The sequence below is a fragment of the Microbacterium sp. LWH13-1.2 genome (assembly GCF_038397735.1).
Taxonomy (GTDB): domain Bacteria; phylum Actinomycetota; class Actinomycetes; order Actinomycetales; family Microbacteriaceae; genus Microbacterium.
Genome location: NZ_CP151635.1, coordinates 2514071 through 2530325, shown reverse-complemented (window position 1 = coordinate 2530325; position 16255 = coordinate 2514071). Strand labels below are relative to the sequence as shown.

Below are 16255 nucleotides of genomic sequence, written 5' to 3'. Positions count from 1 at the left end.
TCGGGGCGGGATCGCCGGGCGTACCGTGAACCCATGGTCACCGACGATCCCACCCTGACGAACCCCGATCACTACCGCACGCTCTGGGAGAACGACTTCGTGCGCGTGCTCGAGTACACGGACGAACCGGGTGACCGCACGACGCCGCACGACCATCCGAACAGCGTCATGGTCACGCTCAGCGACTTCTCGCGTCGGCTGTCGGCGGGGGACAGGGTCTTCGACACGACCCTGCCCTCAGGGCAGGCGGTGTGGCTCGCTGCGCAGCGCCATTCGGGGGAGAACACCGGAACCACGCCCACGCACACGCTCCTGATCGAGCTGAAGGGCGATGCCGCGGGAGAAGCGGATCCCTCGGTTCTCGGACCGCGAACCTGAGCGACGCGGAGTGCCCGGACGCGTAGCCTGAACCCCATGTCGCTCACGAAAGCCCGCACCGCCGCCGAGGTCGTCGATTGGCGACGTCGCGTGTTCGCCCTGTACGACGCCGTCCGCCAGGCGGAATCGCCGGAGGAGGCGCACGAGCTCTGGCGCATCGAGCGGGACGACCTGATGCTGCACCACCCGGCGACTCCGCTGCTGCCGGGTGATAGGGCGCTGTTCGAGGGGCTGCCCATCGCCTCCTACGATCCGCAGTGGCGTTTCGAGCTGCCCATCCTGCCCGCTGAACCAGGCGGCTTCGACTTCGCGACGGGAACCGACGGGGTCGTCCCGTTCGAGCGCGTCGGCAGGGTCGAGATCCCCGACACCGGGTCGCTCGACATCTGGCGACTGACGACCTACGGCGGGGGACTCTTCATCCCGGTGCGCGACGCTCTCGCCGGTCGCCCCGGCGGCACCTACGGCGGTGGTCGCTACCTGATCGACACGATCAAGGGCGCCGACCTCGGATCGGATGCCGAGCGCGGCACGATCGTGCTCGACTTCAACTTCGCGTACAACCCGTCATGCGCCTACGACCCGGCGTGGGCCTGCCCTCTGGCGCAGCCGGGCAACGTGCTGCAGGTGGCTGTGCCGGTGGGGGAGACGTACTCGGCTTCTGCGAGCTGAGCGCCCCTCCGCACGTCCGGGGGAATACGGTTCGGGGCGCGGGCCTTGTCTTTGAGCGTGAGTCTTTACGAGCCCGCCGCCTTCGGCGCCCTTCCGCTGTCCAACCGCGTCGTCATGGCGCCGCTCACCCGCACGCGCGCCGACGATGCGGGTGTGCCCACCGAGACGATGGTGGAGTACTACCGTCAGCGCGCTGGTCAGGGACTCATCCTCACCGAGGGCACGTGGCCCGCCGCCGAGGGCAAGTCGTACCCCGGGCAGCCGGGCATCGTGACGCCCGCGCAGATCGAGGGCTGGCGCCGCATCGCCGACGCCGTGCACGAAGAGGGAGGCACGATCGTGATGCAACTCATGCACGGCGGTCGGGTGTCGCATCCCGCCATCTCCGGAGAGCCCCGCGTGGTGGCGCCCAGTGCGCTCGCGGCTCCCGGTCAGACCCACACGCCGGAGGGCAAGGTCGACCTGCCTGTCGCGCACGCGCTGACCCTCGACGAGATCTCTGAGGTCGTCGAGCAGTTCGCGCAGGCCGCACGCAACGCGATCGCGGCCGGTCTCGACGGCGTGGAGGTGCACGGCGCCAACGGCTACCTCGTGCAGGAGTTCCTCTCGCCCGTGTCGAACGTGCGTGACGACCGGTACGGGGGATCGCCCGAGAACCGCGCACGCTTCGCGATCGAGGTCACCACCGCCGTCGCCGACGCGGTGGGCGCGGACCGCACCGGCATCCGCCTGTCGCCGCAGCACAACATCCAGGGCGTGCTCGAGGAGGACGACGACGACGCTCTCGCCACCTACCTCGCCGTCGCCGAGGGGCTGCGCCCGCTCGGACTCGCCTTCGTCGACATCCTGAACGCCGAGCCGACGAGTGAGCTCGTGCAGCGCATCCGCCGCACCCTCGGGGCACCCCTCATCATCAACTCCGGCTTCGCGTCGGCCACGAGCCGAGATGAGGCGGAGACCCTCGTCGCGGACGAGTGGGCAGACGCCGTGGCCGTCGGACGCCCGGTGATCGCCAACCCCGACCTCGTCGAGCGGTGGCGAGAGGATGCCGAGCTCAACGAGCCGCGCCCCGCGCTGTTCTACGGTCGCACCGCCGAGGGGTACACCGACTACCCCTCGATCGAGACGGTGCGCGCCGGAGCCTGAGAGGCCGGCGACGCGGCACGTGCGGGAGCCCCCGGCGTGCCGCGGCTCGCGATGCGCCGCCAGCCCGGGGGGCGCGGCCTGATCGACCTCAGCGTCGGACGGCGCGCGCCCGCGTCTTCGCGACGCTGCTGAGGGTCGCGCGCACGGGCGTGCCGAGGTAGAGGCCGAGCGACGCTCCGGAGGCGAGACCGATGCCGATCACGACGGCGTCGACCAGCGATCCGCCGATTCCGACGACGCCGGCGGTGGAACCCGCGGAGTGGATCATCTCGAGGAGCCCCTGGAACACCGCGACACCGGGCACCAGCGGCACGATCGCCGCGGTCGTCACCGCGACCGACGGCACATGGAGGTTCACCGCGATCAGCATCCCGATGAAGCTCGCGAGCAGGGCCCCGATCGCGCTCGCCGCGGCGGGATGCAGATTCAGACCGACCATGAACGAGTAGCCGGCGATCGTGACGGCGCTGAGCAGCGCGCTCACGAGGATGATCCGGATGCCGGCGCCGTTGAACACCGCGACGGCGACCGCGATGATGATCGCCCCCGCGAACTGGTTGAGCAGCGGACCGAAGGGCGCGGGGTCGTCCGGCAGCCCCATCGTGAAACCGAGCACACTGCCGAGTTCGAGCCCGACGAGGATGCCGATCACGACGCCGAGCGTCTGCATCGTTAGATCGAGGATGCGACCGCCCGCCGTGAGCGCGAATCCGTCGATCGCATCCTGAGCCGCCCCGACCACCGTGAGGCCGGCGAGCATGAGCACGATGCCCGACGCGACGATGATCGAGGGGCGGATGCCGACGAAAGGCTCGATCCCGGCTGAGCCGAGTGCTGTCACCGCGACGGCGACGACCGTGGTGACGAAGCCTCCGGCGATCTGGCTGAAGAACAGGGGCACCCGGGCCCTGGCGAGACCGGCCTGGGTCAGAGCCGCGCAGAGTGCTGCGACGAAGGTGAGGCCGACGATGATCGGCGAGGCGCCGAGCATGATGCTGACGCCGACCGCGAGCAGCGCACGGGCGACGATGACGACCGGCTGCTGATACCGGAAGGGCACACGTCGGAGCACGCGGAACGCGGTGCGGGCCGACTCGAGATCGAGCCCGTCATCGATGTCGGCGACGAGGGCCTGCACGCGCTGCAGCTTGGCGTGGTCGGGTGCCGCGACGCGGACGACTCGCACGAGGGTCTCGGGCCAGACCTCTCCACTCAGGTGGAACGAGACGGTGATGGAGTTGTAGGTGACGTCGACCTGGACGTCGCGCATCCCGTATGCCGAGCACACGCGCGTGATGGCGAGCGTGACCTCGTGCGCGGAGGCGCCGACCGCGAACATCGATTCGCCGATGCGGGTCGCGAGGTCGAGCACTCGCGGCACCGTGCGCTCGTCGATGACGGGCATGGCCTCGGTGTGGGCGACGGCGGAGGGGTCGGTGTGCAGGATCCTGCGCACCGAGGCGAGCAGTCGCCGCTGGGGGTTCGGGGACATCACCCCATTCTCCCCGAGTCCGGCGTGCGCGGAGTCAGGCGTGCGCGGGAACGTCCAGGCGTTCCGCCGGCGGTGCGCCGCCCTCTGCGGGTTCGTGCACGAGGTACAGGCCGCTCGGCGCGCTCGCCGTGAAGGCGAGGGCCTCGATCCAGGCGCGGTTGATGGAGGGCTGTCGGCTGCCGCTGTACTTGAAGACGAGCGAACTGCCGGCATGGACCCAGACGGTCGTGCGTCCGCCGCCGACGCTCATGTCCTCGCGCCAGGTGAAGGCGAACGGCTCGCCCCGGCGCAGCTTCGCGGTGATGACGAGCTGCAGGTGCGTGAGAGCGCGATCCTCGATCTCCGCTTTGACGCTGCCCTCGTAGATGAGCTTTCCCAAGATGATCTCCTCCTTTCGCCACGAACCCGTGTGATGAGGCGCGATCGGATGATCACCGGTGGTGTGTCCAGTTTCCCATATATCGATGTACGACGGCTGCGGATCGGTCTCTGAGACTGTGAGCGCATACAGCATGCAGGCGTAACGTCAGCACATGAACGCACAACTGAAGATCGCGGGGCAGAGCTCCGAACTGCTGGGTCTGGAATCCATCCTCATCGGCTCGCTTCCGGCGGCCCTGATGACCGACGAGGCTCCCGACCGATACACCGTGGAAGCGGTGTTCACGCGCAAGACCGATCGCGACGAGGTCGCCGCGATCCAGGGCAGCGAGACGCGCGCCCACCTGTCCGCGAACGGATTCCCGACGGTCGAGCTCCACGTCGCCGATCGTCGTCTGGAGATCGCGAACACCAACCTGGAGGAACTCCGCGACGGCCTCGCTGCCGTCATCGCGGAACGCCTCGCCGAGATCAGCGCGGCCCTCGTGGCCGCACGCGAGATCGCGGCCCTGCGTTTCCAGGACGCCACCGACCGTGAGCAGGAGCGGGCGGCATCCGTCGCAGCTCTCGCGGAATCGGTGAGCTTCGCCCGACGTCCGATCGATGCCGTCTCCGATGAGGACGCGCGCATCCAGGACTGGGTCGAAGAAGGCGGTGCCTTCCGCTCCTAGAGCGGACGACGCCAGAGAAGAGGCCATCATGGACAGCATCCGTCCGACAGTCCGCACCCGTCCGCGCGACAGCGCCAGGGGCGGATCGAGTACCTTCACCGAGCTGGCACAGCAGATCCGCGAGCGCGGCCTGCTGCGCCGCCGGTACGGCTACTACTGGACGAAGCTCATCGCCGCTCCGCTCGTCGTGGCCCTCAGCCTCACGGCCTTCGTGTGGATCGGCGACACATGGTGGCAGCTGTTCACCGCCGCCGTGCTCGCGATCGTCTTCACGCAGATCGCGTTCCTCGGGCACGACGCCGCCCACCGGCAGATCTTCGTGTCCGGGCGGTGGAACGACTGGATCAGCATCATCCTCGGCGATCTGCTCGTGGGCATGAGCTACGGGTGGTGGCAGCACAAGCACACACGTCATCACGCGAATCCGAACAAGCTCGGAGCCGACCCCGACATCGAGCTGCCGGTGATCGCGGTCACCCCTGAGACGGCGGCGCGTCGTCACAGCCCGGCGATCACGTGGCTGCAGGCACACCAGGGTCTCGCGTTCTTCCCGATCCTGCTCCTCGAAGGACTGTCGCTGCACGCATCGAGTGTGCGGCGCGTGGTCACCCGCGGTCGCCTCGAACGGCGATGGGCCGAGATCGCCTTCCTCAGCATCCGGATGATCGGATTCGTGACGCTGGTGTTCATCGTGCTGTCCCCGGGCATCGCGTTCGTGTTCCTCGCGGTGCAGCTGGGCCTGTTCGGGTTCTACATGGGCATCGCCTTCGCGCCGAACCACAAAGGGATGCCGGTCGTGCCCAAGGACCTGACGCTGGACTTCCTCCGGCGCCAGGTGCTGATGAGCCGCAACGTGCGGGGGAGCCGCGTGCTCGACGTGGTGATGGGCGGCCTGAACTACCAGGTCGAGCACCACCTGTTCCCGTCGATGCCCCGGCCGCACCTGCGAAAGGCTGCGCCGATCGTGGCGGCCTACTGCGATGCGCACGACGTCAGGTACACCCAGGTCGGGCTGTTCACGTCCTACGCGATCGTCGTCCGATACATCAACCGGGTGGGCCTCGGGGAGCGCGACGTCTTCTCGTGCCCGCTCGTGGACCAGAGGGCGCACCTCGGCGTCACCGCCTCGCAGTGACGGACCGCTGTCAACCCTCTGTCGCATCGGAAGCGCGCGACGGAGGGTGGGCATTCGACATCCCACGAGGAGGACGCACCATGAAGGCACTCACCTGGCAGGGCACGCGCAACGTGACGGTCGAGGAGGTGCCGGACCCGGTGATCGAGCACCCGACGGATGCGATCGTGCGGATCACCTCGTCGGCGATCTGCGGGTCGGACCTGCATCTGTACGAGCTCCTCGGCCCCTTCCTCGACAAGGGCGACATCCTCGGGCATGAGCCGATGGGCGTCGTCGTCGAGGTGGGCAGCGCTGTTCGGGATCTGAAGGTCGGAGACCGTGTCGTCGTGCCGTTCAACATCTCCTGCGGGCACTGCTTCTTCTGCCTCCGGGGTCTGCAGTCTCAGTGCGAGACGACCCAGGTCACCGAGTACGGCAGCGGCGCATCCCTCTTCGGGTACACCAAGCTCTACGGGCAGGTGCCCGGGGGCCAGGCCGAGTTCCTGCGGGTGCCGCTCGCGGACCACAACCACATCAAGGTCGCATCCGATCTTCCCGACGAGCGGTACCTCTTTCTCAGCGACATCCTGCCGACCGCTTGGCAGGGCGTGGAGTATGCGAACGTCCCCGACGGCGGCACGCTCGCGGTGATGGGCCTCGGGCCGGTGGGCCAGTTCGTCGCCAGGGTCGGTGCGCATCGCGGCTACCGGGTGCTCGCGGTGGATCCCGTCGCCGAGCGCCGTGAGATGGCAGCGCGTCATGGCGCCGAGGTCTTCGACCTCACCGACGATGTCGTCGAGCAGCTGCGTGACCTCACCGGAGGGCGAGGAACGGATGCCGTCGTCGACGCCGTGGGCATGGAGGCGCACGGCAACCCGGGTGTCAAGCTCGTGCAGCGTGCGGTCGGTCTGCTGCCCGATCCTGCGGCCAGACAGGTCTTCGACAAGGCGGGCATCGACCGCCTGGCCGCACTGTACGCCTCGATCGACGTCGTGCGCCGCGGCGGCACGGTGTCGTTGAGCGGGGTCTATGCGGGCGACGCCGACATCATGCCCATGAAGACCCTGTTCGACAAGCAGGTGAGCATCCGCATGGGGCAGTGCAACGTCAAGCGCTGGATCGACGACCTCATGCCGCTGGTCGAGGACCTCAGTGATCCGTTGGGCGTCATGGATCTCACGACCCACACCGCGCCGCTCGAGGACGCCCCGGAACTCTATGAGACGTTCCAGCGCAAAGACGACGGCTGCATCAAGGTCGTGCTGCAGCCGTCGCGCGTCTGACGGTGACCGCCGGCTGTGCAGCCCGTACTGCGCAGCCGGCTCACGTCTCCGTCAGCCCCGCTCAGGCTCCGGACTCAGCCGGCCTTTCCCTCGGCGAGGTAGCCCAGGCGGTGCAGGGTCTCGGAGTTGCGCCAGCGCAGCAGGGGAGTGGTCAGCACGCTCGGCAGCAGCGTCGCCGGACCGCTGACCGGCTCCTCGTCGATACGCACGATCGTGCCGTCGCCGTGTGAGCGCACACGCAGCGTGACCCTGGCCTCGCCGATCGGCCAGCCCTTCGCGCGCATGACCATCCGATGGGGTGGATCCCACTCCTCGACCACCGTGGTGTCGTCGAGGAGAGCCGGCCAGACGCCGACCGAATGGTGCAGCTCTGCTCCGGGCTGCGGCCACGCCTCATCGACGTCGCGCATGCGCGAGGCGCCGACGACCCACGCCGGGTAGAGCCAGGCATCGCTGAGCACCCGGAACACATCGTCGGGATGGCAGTTCATCGTGCGGACGTTCTTCGCCATGTCGGCCTCTTCTCTCCTGAGTGCATCGTCGCGCCACCCGTCCGCACCGCCCAGGGCCTTGACGCGGCCGGATGCGTGAGATGCGCGCGATGCGCGGATGCCGAGCAGCGCTAGCACGCGCACCGCATCCGCGCCTCCCCCTGGAACGGCGGCGGCGTCTCTGCCAACGTCGGCTCATGGCACTCATCGACCTTCCCGCGCGCGCCGCCCGCAGAATCGGCGCTCTGGCGCACGACGACGCACCCTCTCTGCTCACCCGGGGCTACGGCTTCGGTCCGCGCATCTGGCGGCGGGTGCGGCCCGGCGCGCGATCGGCGCCCATGAGCCTGCTCGGTGACGACGCCGTGCTCGTGCGCGGCGTCGAGGGCGTGGAGCTGTTCTACGACGAGACGCGTATCGCGCGCTCGGGTGCCATGCCTGCCCTCGTGCAGGAGAGCCTGTTCGGCCACGGCTCCGTGCACAGCCTCGACGGCGACGAGCACAGGCATCGCAAGGCGACGTTCGTCGAGGTCGCCTACGAGGATGCACAGGTCGACCGTCTGACCCCGTGGCTCGAGCGCGAGTGGCAGAGCGAGCGGCAGGCCTGGATCGACGGCGGCACGCGCAGCGCCTATGACGCGGCGGTCGGCGCACTCGGGCGCGCGATCATGGGGTGGGCCGGGGTGCCGGGCACTCCGGCCGCGAAGACCCGCTGGGCGGCTCGTCTCGCGCAGATCGTCGACGGATTCGGATCCCCCTACTCGCCCGAGTACATCGCGGCCCTGACGAACCGCTGGTGGTCGGACCGGCACTCCGCCCGACTCATCGAGGCCGTGCGCCACGGCGCGCTGAGTGCCGAGGAAGGCAGCGCGCTCGAGCAGTGGGCGCACCATCGCGATCGGGACGGCGAGCTGCTTCCCGCCCGCGTCGCGGGCGTCGAGCTGCAGAACAGCATCCGTCCGATGATCGCGGTCGCGCGCTTCGTCGCGTTCGCGGCGAAGGAGCTGCACGAGCGACCCGACTGGCGTGAGCGGATCGCGGCCGAGGCCGCCGAACGGGGCAGCCTGGTCGGCGGTCCGCTGTCGGTCATGTTCGCGCAGGAGGTCCGCCGCATCTCTCCGTTCGTCCCGATGCTCCCCGGCTGGGCGATCGCCGACATCGAGATCGACGGACAGAGGGTGGATGCCGGTGGACGCGTCGTGCTCGACATCCTCGGCACGAACACCGACGAGCGGTTCTGGGCACGGCCGCAGCGATTCGACCCCGAGCGGTTCCGCGATGTCGGAGACGACTACGAGGCGCTCGCCGCATTCATCCCGCACGGCGGTGCCGACGTCGCGACCGGCCACCGCTGCCCGGGAGAGAAGCTCGCGATCGCCGGCCTCGCCGCCGCGATCACGGTGCTGAGCGACCCCGGTCTGCGGATCCTCGACGAAGGACTCGCTGTCAACCGGCGCCGACTGCCCACCAAGCCGCGCTCGGGCGGCGAAGTGCGGTCGGCGTCTGCGCCGGCATCCGGCGGGTGCCCCTTCCACCGATGACGCGGCGGCACGGTGACGCCGGAGCTCGGTCGCGCCGCGCGACGTGAGCAGGGCGACCCCGACCGGCTACGGTAGGGCACATGTCTCAGGCCCTCCGGACGTTCGGGCGCATCGTCGCCAGGCACTGGCCTGCGCTCATGGCCTGGTACCTCGGCGGTGAAGCCCTGCACCGTGTGCTCGTCGAGTTCGCAGGCTTCGTCGGTGGCCACACCACGCTCGGCGGTCTGCTGCTGCTGCCGCTCGCGGTCGCCGCTCGTCTCGTCTCGTACGTCGCCATGTACCTCACGGTGCGGCCCTCTCTGCCGCACAGCCGCAGAGAGGAAGCCGGCGGCATCCGCGAGTTCGGCTCGGCCATGCTCGCGGCGATCCTGCCCTTCTTCGCGTTCTACACCGCATGGGGTCTTCTCGACGTCGATCAGATCGACTTCTTCCGGATCGCGAGCGCGATCGCCCTGGCCGATTCGGGTTACGACCTCGCGCAGGTCGGAGACCGCGGCGGTCTGATCGCCGTGGGCGTGCTGCCGGTGACCGTTCTCGTCGTCGCCCTGATCGCGCGTCTGCTGTTCACCCGTTTCGCCGAGCGGCTGCCGCGGTGGACGGTCATCCTCGCCACGTACGCGGAGGTGCTGTGGACCTTCATGCTCTTCACGATGGTGGCCCGGTGGTGGAACGGCGTTCTCGACTGGTTCGCGGATCGCGAGGCAGTCGGCTGGCTGCAGGGCTTCGGAGACTGGTTCGCCGTGAACCTCCAGCCCGTGGCCGCGGTCTGGGAAGGCGCGACCTGGCTGTTCGGCATCCTCATCGCGGCCCTCATCGTTCCGGCGGCGTGGTTGACGGTCGCCGGTGTGATCTTCGGAACGACGTTCGACTCGACCCCGTCGTTCGGACGCTGGGGCGGGGGAGCGGCGCGCGGTGCTGCGATGAGCGTCGCCCGCACTCTCGTGATGCGACTCGAAGGACTCTGGGCCGCTGTCACCGTGATCTGGCGTGGCGGGCCGCTGCTCTTCGGCGTCTATGCGTTGGCGTACGCCGCCTGGGGGTTCGCCGAGCAGGCGGGCACCCGAGGTGCGCTGTTGATCATCGGCGGCCATGAGTCGGCGTTCTGGGCCGGATTCTTCCCCCTCGTCACCGTCGCGGTGGCCGCGCTGGCAGAGCCCCTGCGGGTAGCGATCGTCGCGACAGCCTACGACGGCGTGATCGGCCGACCGCAGGCCGGTCTCGACACCCGCCCGTCAGGGCTCGATGACGAAGCGGGCGACGTCGGCGTCGCTCCCTTCGATGTCGAGGCGGAAGGGACCGTCGGCGTCATCCGGAACCAGGAAGACGAGCAGGATCCGGTACGCATCTGACTCGATGGTGCATGAGCTCTCGCCGTCGTCGTAGGACACGTCGAGACCCGCTCGCGAGCTGACCCACGTACGGGACGAGTCGGTCTCGGTCAGCGTCGCCGGTCCGCACACCGAGGCGTCGAAACCTCCGGTCGAGCTCAGGCGGACGCTGAGCGTGCGAGATCCTTGCGGGGCCTCGAACTCGCCCCACTCGGTGGGACCCAGCGAGAGAGTCTGCCCCGCGATGTCGACGGTCGACTCCGCCTCGATGACCCGGTCGGTCGGGCGGATGCTCGGGACGACGTCGAGCCACACGGTCGCCCCGACCACGGCGACGGCCGCGATCACGAGGGCGGCGAGTGCCGTGCGCTGTTCGCGCCACCAGGTCACGGGGTGACCAGCTCGGAGTCGGTGAGCTCGATGCTCGGCGTGCGGGGCAGATCGTCGAGCGTCAACGGAATCGCGACGAGGTCGTCGAGTTCGGCAGTGAAATACGAGGTCGTCAGTCGCAGCTCGGCCGCTCCCGCATCGACGTCGGGCGGCAGCTCGAACGCGAACATGCCGGCGGTGTCGATTCCGACGCGCAATGGGATAGCCTTCAGCGACGCCGAAGGCCTTTCGCTGGCCTGGAACACCCGATCGCCGACCACCAGCGTCGCGAGCTGGATGGCGGTGTCCAGCTCGGTGGTCGGCGCGGAGGCGACGACCGTCACCACGAGCCAGTTGCCCTCGGCGCTCCAGTCGGACGAAGGCACGGCCACCTCGTCGGCGAAGGTCGCCTCGGTTGCTTTCGCGACGAGGGTGCGCGATTCGACCGCGTCACCGAACGAGCCGCGCTGGACGGTCGGACCGACCAGGGACTCGTCGTCGGGCGTCACAGCGGTGACCGCGCCCGCGGCGATCACGAGCAGGCCACCGAGGATCCACGGCAGGGCGCGTCTCATGGCGCCTCCGTCGGGGTCACGCTGATACGTGCGAACGTCTCTGCCGCGCGCCAGGTGACGACGCTCGACGACAGGATGACCGCGCCGCGGCGGATCTCGACCTCGTGGATGTCGAGAGAGACGACTCCGTCGGGGAAGGCGTCGTCCGGCACCGTCCAGGCGAGTGAGACCTCGCTCGGGACGCCGGGCTGCAGGATGACCTGACCTGACGAACCGTCGGCGCGCCAGATCGACACCGAGTCGGTCGCGGTTGCTCCGTCGAGCTCGATCAGCGGGTCGTCGGTGTTGACGAGGCCTGCCTTGGTGCGGTCAGCCGTCGTGCCGACACCGATCGGGGCGTCGGAGAGATTCTCCATGCGCATCGTCATGACGAGCAGCTTCTCGCCGGGCTCGGCCTCGAGGTACTCGGACTCGACCTCGTCGGTGAACTCGGCGTCGAGCACGGTGACGGCATAGACGGAGGCACGCGCCTCGTCGTCCGCGCCGAGTTCGATCGGGGCGGTCTGCGCCTGCGCGAAACCGCCGATCGCGACCACGACGAGGATCAGGGCGATGAGGGCGGCGGCGGCGACCCAGATCCATCGGGGGACCTCGGCGAGGGAGCGCCACCAGCGCGACACGATCGCACGCACGTCGATCCTCGGCGCGGCGCCGTCGTGATCCCCCGTCTTGCTCACGGGGTCAGCCTACCGAGAGCGCATGCCGCATCGAGGCCCGAGCGGTCAGCGGCACGTCTCGAACACGTACTGCTCATGCCCAGGCGTGACGAGATCACGATCCCTCAGCACCATGGATGCGGGGGAGTCGTCGTCGGCGCACATCTCGGCGAAGGTGCGCGGAAGCTCGTCGGAGTACTCGATGTCGATCACGGCGTCGCCGTAGACCTCGGCGAACGCGGGGCATTCTTCATAGGCGGCGCACTCCTCGACCACGGCGAAGTCGAACCCGGCGCGCTCGTGCAGCACCGCAGCATCTTCCGCCGTGTTCTTCTGCCCGGCGGCGAGACCCGCGTCGTGGGCGACGTCGACGAGCAGTGCCGCGAGGGCGAGGTTGTCGTCGAGGGTCAGCGCGTCGTCGGAGCGGGTGTAGGAGTCGAGGTTGTCGAACTCGACGGCGTCGAAGCCCGATTCGGCGCACCCCTCGATCCACGGCGCCACCGTGTCGGCGATCCGCTCGCGGCGGTCGTCGGTCGAGGTGTCGAGCAGCGCCTCGTCCGGCCAGTCGGGGTCGAACACGGGCTCGCCGCTGCTCTGCAGCACAAGGTCGTCGGGCCAGGTGTCGAGCTCGCCCGGCTGGGTCTGGAAACCGTTCACGTAGCAGATCGAGTACAGTCCCTCGGCGGGGTCATCCGAGCGGTCCCGACCCACGATGCCGACACCGTCGGCCGGATCGTAGGCGCCGCCGAGCTGATAGTCGGGGACCGCACCGGCCGGTGGCCGAACGAAGGTCGAGGTCGCGTCGGAGGCGGTCGTGGTGCACCCGGACGCAGCGAGAGCCAGGAGCACCGTCGCGACGAGTGCGACCGTCGCCCGCCTCAGCTGCGCGCCCCGTACAGCTCTGCGACCTCTTTCGAACCCATCCCCTGATCGTACGTGCCGTGCTGGGGCCATCCGGCCGGGGAGTCCTCCCACGCCTCCTGGCGGCCGTAGGGGAGCAGGTCGACGAGACCCTGCAGATGACTCAGCCGCTCGGTGCCTCGCCCGTTCGTGTGCCACGTGCGATAGACGGTGTCGCCGTCGCGCAGGAACACGTTCACGCCGAACCCCTCGTTCGGCCCCGCATCCATGTCGGCGCCGAACGGACTGTCGGCGCTCGAGTACCAGGTCATCCGGTTGCCCACCTTCTCGCGATACGCGAGGGCTTCGTCGATCGGTCCGTTCGTCACGATCACGAACCGGGCGTCGTAGTACCTCTCGAGGAAATCGAGGCGGGTGAACTGCGAGGTGAAGCCGGTGCACCCCGGGCACTGCCATTCGTTGCCGTCCGTCCACATGTGGTTGTAGACGATGAGCTGCGGGTGACGGTCGAAGATCTCGGACAGGCGCACCGGCCCCTCTTCGCCGACCAGCGTGTACTCGGGCAGCTCGACCATCGGCAGCCGTCGACGCTGTGCCGCGATCGCATCGAGCTCTCGTGTCGCGGCCTTCTCGCGCACGCGGAGTGCGTCGAGCTCGTGCCGCCACGTGTCGGCGTCGACGACGGGCGGAAGGGGCGTCTGGGTCGTGCTCACGGTGGACCTCCGGATGCTCGGGGAGACGATGCCCCCAGTGTGCGCCCGGCCACTGACATCGTCAACCGATCGGCGAGGGTGCACCGTCGACCGGCTCGGGCGCCGGGTCCTCTGCAGGGTTGCGCCGGATCCCGATCCACGACACGACCCCGCCGAGCACGAGCAGCGCCGCCGTCACCCACGCCGCGTTGTGGAAGCCCGCGAGGTCGAGAGTGCCGCCGATGATGGTGGACAGCATGGCCACGACCAGCAGGCCGGCGACACGGGAGACGGCGTTGTTCACGGCTGACGCGATGCCCGAGCGCGATTCGTCGATCGCACCGAGGATCGCCGAGGTGAGAGGGGCGACCGTGAGCGAGAGGCCCAGGCCCAGCACGATCATGGCGGGGAGCACCTGCCACCAGTAGTCGAAGTCCTCGCCGACGAGCAGCAGCATGAGGGCGCCGGCGGCCATGATGAGCGGCCCGACGGTCATGAAGATGCGCGGCCCGAAGCGCCCGGCCCACGAACCCGCGCGCGAGCTCACCAGGATCATCAGGATCGTCATCGGCAGGCTCGCAAGGCCCGCGGCGGTGGCACTGAGCCCAGCCCCCTGCTGCAGGTAGACGCCGACCACGAAGCCGTTGAGCGACAGTGCGGCGTAGACGAAGAGCGTCGCGAGGTTGCCCCACGCGAAGTCGCGCACGCGGAACAGGGACAGCGGCATGAGCGGGGCCGACGACCGCTGCTGGCGCACCAGGAACCAGGCGAACAGCGCGGCGCCGAGGATGCCCGGCAGCCAGATCGCGGGGGACTGCCAGCCCATGTTGGGCTGCTCGATGAGCGCGAACACCACCGCGCCGAGTCCGATCGCGCACAGTGCGCCGCTGACCCAGTCGACGCGTACGCCGCTCGGGTGCTCTTTCAGCTTCAGCCGGGAGAGCAGCACGAGGGTGACCGCGATCGGGAAGACGTTGATGAGGAACACGAACCGCCACGACAGGAAATCGACGAAGAGCCCGCCGAGCAGGGGCCCGACGAGCTGTGCGGCGGTCGTGAACGCGGTCCACACGCCGATCGCCCTCGACTGCACGTCGGCGCGCATGGTCGCGGTGATCAGGGCGAGCGAGCTCGGCACCAGCAGTGCGCCCGCCGCGCCCTGTGCCGCGCGGGCGATGATCAGGATCAGCGGATCGGGGGCGGCGGCCACCGCGACGGATGCCACCCCGAACGCGACGAGACCGACGCGCATCACGAGGACGCGCCCGTAGGCGTCCGAGACCGAACCCGCGAGAAGGATCAGCGCGCTCAAGGTGATGAGGTACGCGTCGACGACCCACTGCTGGGTGGTGATGCCGCCGCCGAGCTCCCGGCTGATCGCGGGGAGGGCGACGGTCACGACCGTGCCGTCGAGGAAGGTCACGAAGGACGCGAGCACGGCGACCGAGATCACGAGCCGCTGCAGGGGTGCGAAGCGAGAGGATGCCACAGGCCGACACTACTGCCGCCAGAAGGCCTGTGGGCGGTCAGCCGGTCGCAGTGCTCGTGCGGTACAGCTCGCGGAGGCCCGCTGTTCCGTTCTCGGCATACGCGTCGCGCTGACGCTGGGCTCCGGTGCCCTCGGTGCAGATGCGCGCGACACCTTCCGCGACGAAGTCCTCGTCGCCCAGGTGCGTGAGCGTCGGACGCAGTCGCCGGAGGAGATCGTCGGCGATCGTCCAGACCGGCGCCGTGTCGCCGCTCGCCGGGTCGACGAGCAGCGCCTCGGGGCCGTAGCGCGCAGCCGTCCACAGAGACGCATCGATCGCGTCGAGGCCGAGGGCGGGCAGGTCGTCGAGAGCGTCGCTCACGATGAGCGCGCGAGTGAGGGCGGCGGCCAGAAGGGTCTCGTCGACCGTGAGCTGCGCGTCGAACACCCTGACTTCGACCGTGGGGAAGCGCTCGGAAAGACGCACGGTCCACGACAGGGAGCTCGCCTCCGCGATCGCACCCATGGTGACGAGCTGCGCGATGTGCGCCTGGTAGTCGTCGAGATCCCGGAAGCGCGGCGGACTCCACGACGACGGGAGCCGGCGGATGAGGATGCTGCGCCAGCTCGCGAAGCCCGAGTCCCTGCCGTGCGCGAAAGGCGAATTACCCGTGAGGGCGAGCAGCGTCGGCAGCCAGGCGCTCACGCGGTTGACCACGCGGACCCGCTCCTCGTCGTCTACGACCTCGACGTGGACGTGCAGCCCGTTGACCTCGTGCTCGCGGGTGATCTCGACGAGCTGGGCCGAGACGGCGTCGTAGTGCGGCGATGACGACACCGTGAAGCGGTTGGGGGAGATGAACGGCGTGCCTGTCGCCCCGATGATCGCAGTCTGGCCGGCGGCGTAGGTGCCGAGCAGGTGTCTCGTGCGGCGCAGCTGCGCCTCCGCATCCGCTCTGCTGACGATCGGCGCCGTCGCAGACTCGATCTGACAGGTCAGGTACTCGGGGGTGAGGCCCGCGCCCACCTCATCGGTGAGGCGGTCTCGGGTGGCCGGGGTCATGGCCGAGGGGACGAGAGTCTGCTCATCGAGAAAGACGAACTCCTCTTCGATGCCGAACCGGGCCACGGAGG

General features: G+C 69.4%; 18 protein-coding genes. 8 read left to right on the top strand and 10 right to left on the bottom strand.

The genetic code is table 11. From position 1 onward, the window contains the following. Positions 1 to 33: 33 nt before the first annotated feature. Genes MRBLWH13_RS12155 through MRBLWH13_RS12145 form a run of 3 tightly spaced genes read left to right on the top strand, consistent with a single transcriptional unit; the run spans position 34 to position 2196 of the window. On the top strand, positions 34 to 378 hold the full coding sequence (locus MRBLWH13_RS12155; protein ID WP_341955267.1) for a cytoplasmic protein: 345 nt from the start codon (positions 34 to 36) through the stop codon (positions 376 to 378). A gap of 36 nt (positions 379 to 414) precedes the next feature. Further along, the gene (locus MRBLWH13_RS12150; RefSeq protein ID WP_341955266.1) at positions 415 to 1050 is read left to right on the top strand and encodes a DUF1684 domain-containing protein; all 636 of its coding nucleotides are present in this window, start codon (positions 415 to 417) and stop codon (positions 1048 to 1050) included. Positions 1051 to 1107: 57 nt separating this feature from the next. Beyond that, complete coding sequence (locus tag MRBLWH13_RS12145) at positions 1108 to 2196, top strand: alkene reductase (RefSeq protein WP_341955265.1); 1089 nt, start codon at positions 1108 to 1110, stop codon at positions 2194 to 2196. A gap of 88 nt (positions 2197 to 2284) precedes the next feature. On the opposite strand, the gene MRBLWH13_RS12140 is transcribed toward MRBLWH13_RS12145, so the two are convergent. Then, positions 2285 to 3688 (bottom strand): threonine/serine exporter family protein, encoded by a 1404-nt coding sequence (locus MRBLWH13_RS12140; RefSeq protein ID WP_341955264.1) that lies wholly within the window; start codon positions 3686 to 3688, stop codon positions 2285 to 2287. 34 nt (positions 3689 to 3722) lie between these two features. Further along, on the bottom strand, positions 3723 to 4067 hold the full coding sequence (locus tag MRBLWH13_RS12135) for an ATP-dependent DNA ligase (RefSeq protein WP_341955263.1): 345 nt from the start codon (positions 4065 to 4067) through the stop codon (positions 3723 to 3725). A 154-nt stretch (positions 4068 to 4221) separates the two neighbouring features. Between MRBLWH13_RS12135 and MRBLWH13_RS12130 the strand changes: the two genes are divergently transcribed. From MRBLWH13_RS12130 to MRBLWH13_RS12120, 3 genes are all read left to right on the top strand, one after another. Beyond that, on the top strand, positions 4222 to 4740 hold the full coding sequence (locus tag MRBLWH13_RS12130; RefSeq protein WP_341955262.1) for a hypothetical protein: 519 nt from the start codon (positions 4222 to 4224) through the stop codon (positions 4738 to 4740). A 28-nt stretch (positions 4741 to 4768) separates the two neighbouring features. Further along, positions 4769 to 5875 (top strand): acyl-CoA desaturase, encoded by a 1107-nt coding sequence (locus tag MRBLWH13_RS12125; protein WP_341955261.1) that lies wholly within the window; start codon positions 4769 to 4771, stop codon positions 5873 to 5875. Positions 5876 to 5955: 80 nt separating this feature from the next. After that, complete coding sequence (locus tag MRBLWH13_RS12120; protein ID WP_341955260.1) at positions 5956 to 7140, top strand: zinc-dependent alcohol dehydrogenase; 1185 nt, start codon at positions 5956 to 5958, stop codon at positions 7138 to 7140. Between the two features lie 74 nt (positions 7141 to 7214). On the opposite strand, the gene MRBLWH13_RS12115 is transcribed toward MRBLWH13_RS12120, so the two are convergent. After that, positions 7215 to 7775, bottom strand: a complete 561-nt coding sequence (locus MRBLWH13_RS12115) for an SRPBCC family protein (RefSeq protein WP_341955259.1) — start codon at positions 7773 to 7775, stop codon at positions 7215 to 7217. Between the two features lie 53 nt (positions 7776 to 7828). Here MRBLWH13_RS12115 and MRBLWH13_RS12110 point away from each other — a divergent pair, with 53 nt between their 5' ends. Both MRBLWH13_RS12110 and MRBLWH13_RS12105 read left to right on the top strand, forming a co-directional pair. After that, positions 7829 to 9172: a cytochrome P450 gene (locus MRBLWH13_RS12110; RefSeq protein ID WP_341955258.1), complete on the top strand. Its 1344-nt coding sequence runs from the start codon at positions 7829 to 7831 to the stop codon at positions 9170 to 9172. An 80-nt stretch (positions 9173 to 9252) separates the two neighbouring features. Continuing rightward, positions 9253 to 10521 (top strand): hypothetical protein, encoded by a 1269-nt coding sequence (locus MRBLWH13_RS12105; RefSeq protein WP_341955257.1) that lies wholly within the window; start codon positions 9253 to 9255, stop codon positions 10519 to 10521. On the opposite strand, the gene MRBLWH13_RS12100 is transcribed toward MRBLWH13_RS12105, so the two are convergent. The 7 genes from MRBLWH13_RS12100 to MRBLWH13_RS12070 all read right to left on the bottom strand — a co-directional run bounded on the left by MRBLWH13_RS12100 (position 10405) and on the right by MRBLWH13_RS12070 (position 16250). After that, positions 10405 to 10890, bottom strand: a complete 486-nt coding sequence (locus MRBLWH13_RS12100; RefSeq protein WP_341955256.1) for a hypothetical protein — start codon at positions 10888 to 10890, stop codon at positions 10405 to 10407. The genes MRBLWH13_RS12105 and MRBLWH13_RS12100 overlap by 117 nt on opposite strands. Next, positions 10887 to 11444: a hypothetical protein gene (locus MRBLWH13_RS12095; RefSeq protein WP_341955255.1), complete on the bottom strand. Its 558-nt coding sequence runs from the start codon at positions 11442 to 11444 to the stop codon at positions 10887 to 10889. Before MRBLWH13_RS12095 ends, MRBLWH13_RS12100 begins: the two co-directional genes overlap by 4 nt. After that, positions 11441 to 12121, bottom strand: a complete 681-nt coding sequence (locus MRBLWH13_RS12090) for a hypothetical protein (RefSeq protein WP_341955254.1) — start codon at positions 12119 to 12121, stop codon at positions 11441 to 11443. The genes MRBLWH13_RS12095 and MRBLWH13_RS12090 overlap by 4 nt, the downstream gene beginning before the upstream one ends. A gap of 45 nt (positions 12122 to 12166) precedes the next feature. Then, on the bottom strand, positions 12167 to 12949 hold the full coding sequence (locus MRBLWH13_RS12085) for an endo alpha-1,4 polygalactosaminidase (RefSeq protein WP_341955253.1): 783 nt from the start codon (positions 12947 to 12949) through the stop codon (positions 12167 to 12169). Positions 12950 to 12978: 29 nt separating this feature from the next. Continuing rightward, a complete protein-coding gene (locus tag MRBLWH13_RS12080; RefSeq protein WP_341955252.1) occupies positions 12979 to 13674 on the bottom strand; it encodes a DUF899 family protein in 696 nt (231 codons plus the stop codon). A gap of 61 nt (positions 13675 to 13735) precedes the next feature. Beyond that, positions 13736 to 15142 carry an MFS transporter gene (locus MRBLWH13_RS12075; protein ID WP_341955251.1) on the bottom strand — a complete coding sequence of 469 codons (1407 nt, stop codon included), beginning with the start codon at positions 15140 to 15142 and terminating at the stop codon, positions 13736 to 13738. Between the two features lie 37 nt (positions 15143 to 15179). Then, entirely contained in the window at positions 15180 to 16250 is a 1071-nt protein-coding gene (locus MRBLWH13_RS12070; RefSeq protein WP_341955250.1) for a YbdK family carboxylate-amine ligase, read from the bottom strand. Positions 16251 to 16255 lie beyond the last annotated feature (5 nt).